This is a genomic window from Shewanella sp. SW1 (assembly GCF_025653545.1).
GTDB classification, from domain to species: Bacteria; Pseudomonadota; Gammaproteobacteria; order Enterobacterales; family Shewanellaceae; genus Shewanella; species Shewanella oncorhynchi.
Genome location: NZ_JAKKSG010000012.1, coordinates 159,997 through 168,740 on the forward strand (window position 1 = coordinate 159,997; position 8,744 = coordinate 168,740).

The window sequence follows — 8,744 nt, forward strand, 5'->3', positions numbered from 1 at the left end:
TTGGGTTATTCACTGGCCTAGACAGGCATGCTCATTATTTCTTTGTAGGCTTCGACAAGCTTATTACGCACTTGCACTGTCGCCTCGAAAGCGACACTTGCTTTCTCACGGGCAATCACAGTGTCCGATAAAGAAACGGTAGTATCACCCATCTCTAAACGTGTCGCGAGGTTTGACGATGCAGACTGTAAGCCGCTGACATTGCCTACGGCTTGCGATAGCAACTGACCGAAGTCTGCACCACTGGTGTTATTCACTTGCTGCATGATATTTGGCTGAACGCCAAACGACGGCGTTATTTCGCCTTGGAGTTTCTGCATTTCCTGCAGGAATGAATTTGCGCCTATTTGCATACTGAGCTCCCAGTCGTCGAATTCTTGACGATCAAAATACCGATAACGGGACAATGCAAAATAACGGCCAAGTTTTCAGATGGTCGTGATTGATAATAAATTGACGGGATAAGAAGATGTCAATATCTAAGGATTTTGGATGAAATGAGCCACTTTTACTGTTGTGTATTTTAATAAATACAGCCTCACACTCAATGTGGAGGCTGCGAGATGATAACTTGAATTTATAGGCTAATTTGGCAGTTGGATCCCCATATCACGCATCCTTGCCATCTTGTATCTTAGGGTTCGTGCGCTAATTCCTAGCTTTTCGGCGACTAACTTACGACTTCCTTGGCATTGGTTAAGGGTCTCTAAAATAATCACATGTTCTTGAGCTTTGAGCTCTTCACCTAAGCCGTCTGGCTCAGAAGAAAATGGGTCTAGATCTTCACCGCTTAAAATCACATCCTGCGCATCGATAATAATGTCATTGGCTGTGATCAATTGACCGGCTCTTAATATCAAAGCACGCTGGATCACATTGTCGAGTTCACGTACGTTCCCTGGCCAGCGATGACTCAATAAACGTCGACGCGCATTCTCATCCAACTCAGGCACATCGGCAACATTCAATGCCTTAGCATGTTTAGCCAGTAAATGACGCGCAAGAGGTAAAATATCTGCAGGACGTTGACTTAACGCAGGCCAAGCTAAAGGAAATACGTTAATTCGATAGTAGAGATCTTCCCTAAATCCGCCAGCTGCGACCACTGCCTTTAAATCACGATTGGATGTGGCAAGCACGCGCACATCGAGCTTAATGGTTTTACGGCCACCTAAACGCTCAACTTCACGCTCTTGCAAAACCCGCAATAACTTAGCTTGTAAGCCTAAATCCATCTCAGAGATTTCATCGAGCAGCAAAGTGCCACCTTGAGCCTGCTCAAATTTCCCCGGGCACGCTTGATAAGCCCCCGTAAATGCCCCCTTTTCATAACCAAAAAGGGTAGCTTCGAGCATGTTCTCGGGAATCGCGGCACAGTTAATGGCCACAAAGGCTTGATTAGCACGGCTACTGTGTTGATGAATGTAACGGGCTAAAACCTCTTTACCCGAACCGCTAGGACCTAAGATCATGACAGAGGCATCAGAAGCGGCAACCCGTTGAGCCAGTGCTAATAAGGCTAAACTTTTTTCATCAGCGACGACAGGCTGATCCACATTTTGTTTTAATGGCAAATAGCGTGAGACTTGATTGAGTAACACTTCTGGTGCAAAAGGTTTGGCTAAATAATCAACAGCACCTAATTTTATAGCATTCACCGCGCTACCAATAGTCGCGTAGGCCGTCATCAACAGCACTGGCAACTTAGGATGATGCTGCTGCAGGTAGTTCAATAAACCTAAACCACCAATACCTTGCATCTGCACATCGCTAATAACTAAATCAAACTGATGTTGTTTCAAGGCTAAAATAGCGTCTTCACCGGAGGCAACATCAACACACTCATACTGAGCCAGCATTAAGGTATCCAACAAGGCTTCACGTAATGAAGCATCATCCTCAACGAGCAATAACTTTGCTTCAGACATGGGTAATCTCCAAAGGTAATATCACCGCGGATTTAGCCCGTGGGAATACTAAAGACACAGTACAGCCTTTATTCGGTACACAACAGAGTTGCAGTTGCCCCCCATGATTGCGCACCACAGATTGCACAACGGCTAACCCAAGCCCAGTTCCCTGCGACTTAGTCGTAAAGAAAGGTTCAAATACCTTCTGCTGCATAGTGGCGTCTAAGCCTTTACCATTATCGATGACGTCCAATAATAACCGTTCGCCCTCTTCCTTCGCTTGGATACGAATTTCAGTTGCTCCGGCTTCTATGCTGTTCATGACTAAATTATTAATCGCCGAGCTTAATGCATTGGAATTAGCTAACATCGAGCTGCTTGATGCATCATCAAATGACAAGTCACAGCCTTGCTTTGCCGCTATCGGCTCACAATTTGCCAAAACATTGTCGATAACCTCAGCCAATGAGATTAGATCTCCAAGTTCATCCTGACGACCTTTCGCCATCAATAGCATGTCGTTAACCTGCCGCTCGAGTTCATTGAGTCTATCAACAAGTTTTTGTTGGAATTTAGCTTTAGCGGCATCGGATAACTTCGGACTCGCAAGGTTTGAAGCGTATAACAAAGCGGCAGATAAAGGCGTGCGCACCTGATGAGCCAAAGTTGCTACCATCTTGCCCAGTGCAGATAAACGTTGTAGATGGGAGATATTTTTCTGTAATAGCCGGGTTTCAGTCAGATCAGTTAACACAATTAATTGACCAGGCTCTGGCGTGAGTGGTGTTATCGCTAACTTAACGCGGCGGCCATTACGCAGTGACACTTCGTGGCCATCATCGTCCTGTGGCGCAAAGGCACTGTGGATCACATCAATCCAGCGAACGCCACACAAGGAGCGCTCAAGTAATTCAACTGCAACCGGATTGGCATCCGTGACTATACCGTCGCCATTGATAATCACCACGCCAGATGGCATAGCCTGTAAAATATGCTCCATTCGATTGGACATATTCGCGGCCTCACGCAGTTGGTTCCATTGTTTGCTAGTGTGCTTGAATGACTCAATTTGCGCTAGTGGGTTGGCTGACATAGTCACTCCGTCAAAAAATTGCTTATGACGGGGTGACTGCAGTATCTATGCCAAATTGGAAATTGAACTTTAGAGGTTAAAACAACTTATATAACAATAAAATAGAAAACTAATCTTTTGTCATTCCGTACTTACGCATTTTTTCTACAAGCGTTGTACGACGTATTCCTAGCATCTCAGCCGCGCGAGCAACAACGTTATCTTGCAGCTCTAGTGCCTGACGTATCATGTCGATTTCCAGTTCAGCTAATAAATCCTTAAGGTTCACGCCTTCAGGTGGTAGCTCACTTGGGAAACGCGTCTCAGGGATTTCAACCGGCTCTTCATCGCTAAAGATAGAAGCTAAAGCATCACGTTCCTGTTGCTCTTCACTCATCTCTACACAATATTCGGGCACATCGATATGGCGATATTTGACAGGTAAATCGTTAACATCGACCAGTCCACCCGGATATAAAATGGTGAGGCGTTCGATTAAATTAGACAGCTCGCGCACGTTGCCCGACCAAGCATGTTCTTTCAGCGACTCTATCGCACGCTGCGTAAAACGCACCTTACCACGGCCTTCGTTATAGACTCGGCTAACTAACTCTTGTAATAGCAAAGGCACATCGTCCTTGCGATCACACAACGCGGGCATTTCAATCGGGAATACGTTTAGGCGGTAATAAAGATCCTCACGGAACTCATTAACGCTGATCATGGTTTCTAAATCTCTATGTGTCGCAGCAACTACGCGTACATCAGCATTAATTGTCTTAGTACCACCAACGCGCTCAAATACCCGCTCTTGCAGCACACGGAGTAATTTAACTTGCATTTGTAGTGGCATGTCTCCTATTTCATCGAGAAATAGTGTACCACCTTCAGCTAATTCAAAACGGCCTTTACGGGAACAGATTGCCCCAGTAAATGACCCCTTTTCATGACCAAATAGCTCACTCTCTAATAACTCAGGCGGAATAGCACCACAGTTAACAGGGATAAATGGACCGTCACGGCGCTCAGACAAATAATGGATATTACGGGCGACCACTTCTTTACCTGTACCTGATTGACCCAGAACAAGCACGGTTGCCTCAGATGTTGCTACTTGATTTATCAAGTGCCTCACATTCGCAATACCATCACTGCGTCCCACTAAGCTTCGGAATAACTTTGTTTGATTCGCACTAGTAGGGACTTGAGGCCGTTTAACTTGACCGAATACTTGGCAAAAGTGTAATAATTCAGTGAGCTGAGGATACGTTAAAGGTTCTTCTATATGTCCAAGAATATTAGACACTTGCAGATCGTCAACATTGCCAAGCAACAGCATAGGTTGCCATGGATGTTGACCTGCGATGTTTTTAAGCCCATCAGCATCCATAACATCAGTTAGGATAACTAAAGCTCGAAAACGGGTATCTTGGAGGCTAGCACTTAATTTTTCGGTGTCAATTTGTACAAATTGCTCACCTAAAAAATCCAAAATGCAACACAGGCGATTTAATCGCTCTGATGGAGGGCCGATAAGTAAAATTCGTTGATCTGTTTGCATCATTCAGTAGGCCGTAAAGCTCTAATATGTATTAATTCGCATTAATTATTTATGATTAGTTGCTGTAAAAGCTTAACAAATTCAATGTAACAATCTGTGCCACCATCACTACTTGAGATGAATATTGTATTATCAGCAGGCGAGAAGCAAGCCTCAGATGAGGTTTATGCCAAACTGAATTGATTTTAGTTCATTTACATCATGATTCTAGTCTAAAACGTCAATATTTTGACTTTTAGCCAAAAAAAAGACGCAACCAGTGCGTCTATTTTTAATCACGAAATAAGATATTAACCCGCTTCAGAATGCGCAGAAATATTATGTTTATCTGCAGGAATTGCATCCCAACTCTCTTTTAGAGTACGAACTAAGTCACTTACATCATCAATCGCTTGAACATCATTATTCAAATTCGCCTCTGAAATACGGCGCAACATAAAATCATATAAATTACTGAGATTGTAAGCAACACTGCCTTCAGCTTCCATATTTAGGCAGCTATTCAGCCCCGCGATAATCCCTAGCGATTTACCAATAAGAAGCCCTTTTTTTGCAAAATCACGCTGCTCTATTGCATATCGACTCTGAGCCAAACGCTCAAGCAAACCAGCAAACATCATTTGAATAATGCGGTGAGGGGATGCCACTGCTATTTCACTTTCTAAAGAAACCTTACGATATGACTGTAATGAACCTCTCATATTAGTACCTACCTATTTGCATCTATCGACTTGTATACATTGATATGACGTTGACTATTACTACCAGCATGCAATAGAGCTTGCCTGTCCAGTAAGAAAACATTGGCTTTCTCTGTACATGCTTGAGTTAATGAAAACTGTAACTGCAAATAATCTCTGTCAACAAATTGCTCATCTGCAACCAAAGCCTCAAGTAATAATTGACGCTGGCCAACAAATTCTTGCAATTTTAATACCAAAAAATCAATATTTTCATTATCTATTGATAATGTAGTCACTTGTCTAATGATTTCATTCATTTGCTCATTAAGAGAATCTAATGTGCTAACAACATTCTGTGTATTTATTTGACTATGATGCATAATATATAAAATCTCTTACTCTGCTACTCTGCCACTTTAGATAAAAAACTTATAAAATTCAAAAACTGGCAAACATCGTGTAAATCTATCTTACTGTAGGGACAATTTGGCTGATAAAATATTATCGTTTGCTCACAAGCCCAGGAAGAGAGTCGAGTCGCTGAGTTAGCATACTACCTTGAGCGTTCATCTGGCCGACAATCAAATCCATAGCATTGTACTGCTTTAATAACCTAGCTTCATAGGCCTTCATTTTTAAGGCAAGACTCTCACGGCTATCGGTAATACGAGAAAGTTGAGTATCTAAGCTTTCATCTCGACTATCTAAAATTCCCCCAGTTTTTACATAGGAGTCAGTAACATCCTTCATCCGCGTACCAAACCCAGTTTTTTCTGCAGAAAAAAAGTCCGATACGGCATTAATATCTTTACTTAGCACTTCATCAAGCTTTTTATCATCAATCTCAAGGCTACCCGTCTGAGTGGTTTTAATACCCAGATTCGCTAACATCATAGAGCCACTATCACCACTCGTTGATGACAACACGCCCCTCATCTGGTTTTGGACACCACGAATAACAGAATCACCCTGCAATATACCCGCTTTCTTAGTTTTGGGATCATAGCCTGACATGCCAGACATAGTTTTCATTAACTCATTGTATGAATTAACAAAATCTTTTATAGCTGTTTTCGAAGAGTCACGATTAGGTTCAATTTTGAGTGTCGTTGTTTTATCTTTGTTAGCATCCGTCAATGTTAAGTTGATGCCAGTAATCGCATTCTTTACTTCGTTTGAATCAGAGGTCACTTTTAAGCCATCAACATACAAAATTGCATCTTTTGCAGGTTGTAATTCTGTCATAGCAAAAACATCTGAAAGTGCTGTTCCAGCGTCATCTGTGGCAGATGCTTGCACTACATTAGCCGCACCAGTCTTGTTAGATGTAAGAACCAACTGAGCACCATTATCGCCCTTAATAATAGTCGCAGTTACTCCAACATTATCTTTAGAAGCATTGATGTTTTTCATAATGTCTTGCAGAGAGTCATCTGCGCCAACAGCAACATTAAAGCTCTCACTTCCCACTGTCAGACTTAATGAACCACTTCCTATTGGAGCCGTAACATCTGTAACTGCTGTAGAACCTAATTTATGGCTTTCAGCCAACTGTTCAACAATGACTTTATAATTGCCAGCCACTGCAGTCGGGTCAACTGTTGCGGTCATAAAGTCTTTATTGGAAAGCGTACTCTTAAAACCTGTAAAGGTTTTAGCATCAGATAGAGGTTTTATCTTCTCTAAGAAATCAGACATTGCACTTTTCAATGCCCCCAGAGCAGAGATCTGAGTGTTGATCTTACCTTCTTGAGCATTGAATTTGGCTTCTTTAGGCGCTTTTTCTGCATTAACTAAAGCGGTTACAATGCCGCCGATGTCCATGCCAGTACCTACACCTAATGATGTTAATCCCATATCCACCTCTGATCTGCGTCTAAAAACTTACCAATACGTATAGTTAATAGTATTAATACAGCAAAATTCACGCCAAGACTTCAGTTAATATGAATGGCTTACCACTCTGGACTGAGCCTCTCATGAATGCATATTAAAAAACTACGACTTAAACCTCTGTTTTTATTAATGCGCCTGTCACTTCAGACAGTTTTTCAGCCAAGGCAAGCGCCTCTTCACTAGGAATTTGTCGCAGCACTTCGCCAGAGTCTATATCCATAACACTGACAACGGGCCTATCAGAACTCGCATCAACTTTAAATGCTAATCCCTTACGCATCATAGTTACCATATCCGTCAGGTCACTCGCAACCTTATCTAACTGCTCAACATTCGTTTTAGTATCTTTTGTAGACTCGCCATCTTCTACCATGTTCACGCTGTTTGATTGGCCAAACAAAGGCTTTATTGAACCACTTGACTCTTGCTGAAGAGATTGTGGAGGAGCTAGTTTAAGCTCAGTCTTCAACCCCACTACATTAGATGTACTAACTGAATTAATATCCATCATGCCACCCTCTTAGTCACACTTACCTATGTACTCTGGTACTGCTAGAAAGTACTAACCTTACAGATGAAGCACAAAGCTACACGCTTCAGCTTTATCTTCAAACATTTGCTAATCTGCTTATTACTGTATATTGATGATGCAGCTAAATGATATTTACTAATAATCACTTTATTAACAACACTAAACTGACCATTTTAATGCACAAAGGGAAGGGTCTAAACGAACCTCCCCTCTCAGTGCCAAACACTTAGATGTCTATCATCTCAGCATGAGATAACCGCCAATCACAATTACAGCAATGACAGGGCAACTTGTGGTAATTGGTTGGCTTGCGCCAACATAGCAGAAGATGTCTGAGACAGAATTTGTTTCTTAGTCATTTCTGCAGTTTCTTTTGCAAAGTCAACATCTTGAATACGGCTACGGGCATCTGCTACGTTAGTTTGCACGTTACCCAAGTTATTGATAGTGAAGTTCATACGGTTTTGTACCGCACCTAAATCTGCACGTTGGGAATCAATACCAGCAATAGCTGAATCTATGACAGCCAAGGCATCCTGTGCTCCTTTGGCTGTGCCAATGTCAACTTTAGACACTTCAGACAATTTAGAGCTACCAGCAGTGGCAGTCACACCACCACCGAGCAGCTCGTCAGCTGTTGTACCTTTAATGGCAAATTTTTCAGGTGAAGATAATTTAAGTTCAGACGTTTTACTGGCGTTTGCTCCACTAGCTAAGCCGCCTAACGCTGCTGTACCGCCAGAGTAACCAGTGACTTCTACACCAGCAACACCCTTAGCTGTAATACTAATGACACCTGTTTCTTTATCGTGGCTAACATCGTATCCCGCTTTACCTAAGTCAGTCGCGAGTAGGCTTCAGCCTTAACGCCTGCACCTGCTTTATTAATGTTATCAGCGACTTTGGCAGCATTGTCACCGCCGGTAATTGCCACAACCTTACCATTAACAGCAAAAGCTGTATCAGCGGCTGTACCTTGCGATAAAGCGCCCGCGGTTTCTACACCAAATTTAGTGCCTTTTCCTGAAACGCTGTGATTACCAATCTTATTCGCCGCAGTGCTAGACAACGATACTGAAATCGTTTCATT

Annotated in this window: 9 protein-coding genes and 1 pseudogene; all 10 read right to left on the minus strand. The window is 42.5% G+C overall.

The window, feature by feature from the left end; translation table 11 throughout:
- Positions 1-17: 17 nt before the first annotated feature.
- Positions 18-353: a flagellar hook-basal body complex protein FliE gene (gene fliE / locus L5M71_RS12675; RefSeq protein WP_028761191.1), complete on the minus strand. Its 336-nt coding sequence runs from the start codon at positions 351-353 to the stop codon at positions 18-20.
- Between the two features lie 231 nt (positions 354-584).
- The gene (locus L5M71_RS12680) at positions 585-1,928 is read right to left on the minus strand and encodes a sigma-54-dependent transcriptional regulator (RefSeq protein ID WP_028761192.1); all 1,344 of its coding nucleotides are present in this window, start codon (positions 1,926-1,928) and stop codon (positions 585-587) included.
- Complete coding sequence (locus tag L5M71_RS12685) at positions 1,921-3,003, minus strand: sensor histidine kinase (RefSeq protein WP_263184941.1); 1,083 nt, start codon at positions 3,001-3,003, stop codon at positions 1,921-1,923. The genes L5M71_RS12680 and L5M71_RS12685 overlap by 8 nt, the downstream gene beginning before the upstream one ends.
- Before the next feature lie 109 nt (positions 3,004-3,112).
- Complete coding sequence (locus L5M71_RS12690; RefSeq protein ID WP_317630044.1) at positions 3,113-4,546, minus strand: sigma-54 dependent transcriptional regulator; 1,434 nt, start codon at positions 4,544-4,546, stop codon at positions 3,113-3,115.
- A 287-nt stretch (positions 4,547-4,833) separates the two neighbouring features.
- Positions 4,834-5,244, minus strand: a complete 411-nt coding sequence (gene fliS / locus L5M71_RS12695) for a flagellar export chaperone FliS (protein WP_113939464.1) — start codon at positions 5,242-5,244, stop codon at positions 4,834-4,836.
- A gap of 8 nt (positions 5,245-5,252) precedes the next feature.
- Positions 5,253-5,606, minus strand: coding sequence for a flagella biosynthesis chaperone for FliD, FliT (locus L5M71_RS12700; protein WP_113939463.1), 354 nt, complete (start codon positions 5,604-5,606; stop codon positions 5,253-5,255).
- Between the two features lie 121 nt (positions 5,607-5,727).
- On the minus strand, positions 5,728-7,083 hold the full coding sequence (gene fliD, locus L5M71_RS12705; RefSeq protein WP_263207746.1) for a flagellar filament capping protein FliD: 1,356 nt from the start codon (positions 7,081-7,083) through the stop codon (positions 5,728-5,730).
- 148 nt (positions 7,084-7,231) lie between these two features.
- Positions 7,232-7,633, minus strand: coding sequence for a flagellar protein FlaG (locus L5M71_RS12710; protein WP_317629597.1), 402 nt, complete (start codon positions 7,631-7,633; stop codon positions 7,232-7,234).
- Positions 7,634-7,923: 290 nt separating this feature from the next.
- Complete coding sequence (locus tag L5M71_RS12715; protein ID WP_317630045.1) at positions 7,924-8,265, minus strand: flagellin; 342 nt, start codon at positions 8,263-8,265, stop codon at positions 7,924-7,926.
- A gap of 224 nt (positions 8,266-8,489) precedes the next feature.
- Positions 8,490-8,744 (minus strand): annotated as a pseudogene (locus L5M71_RS12720) (flagellin); the annotation flags it as partial.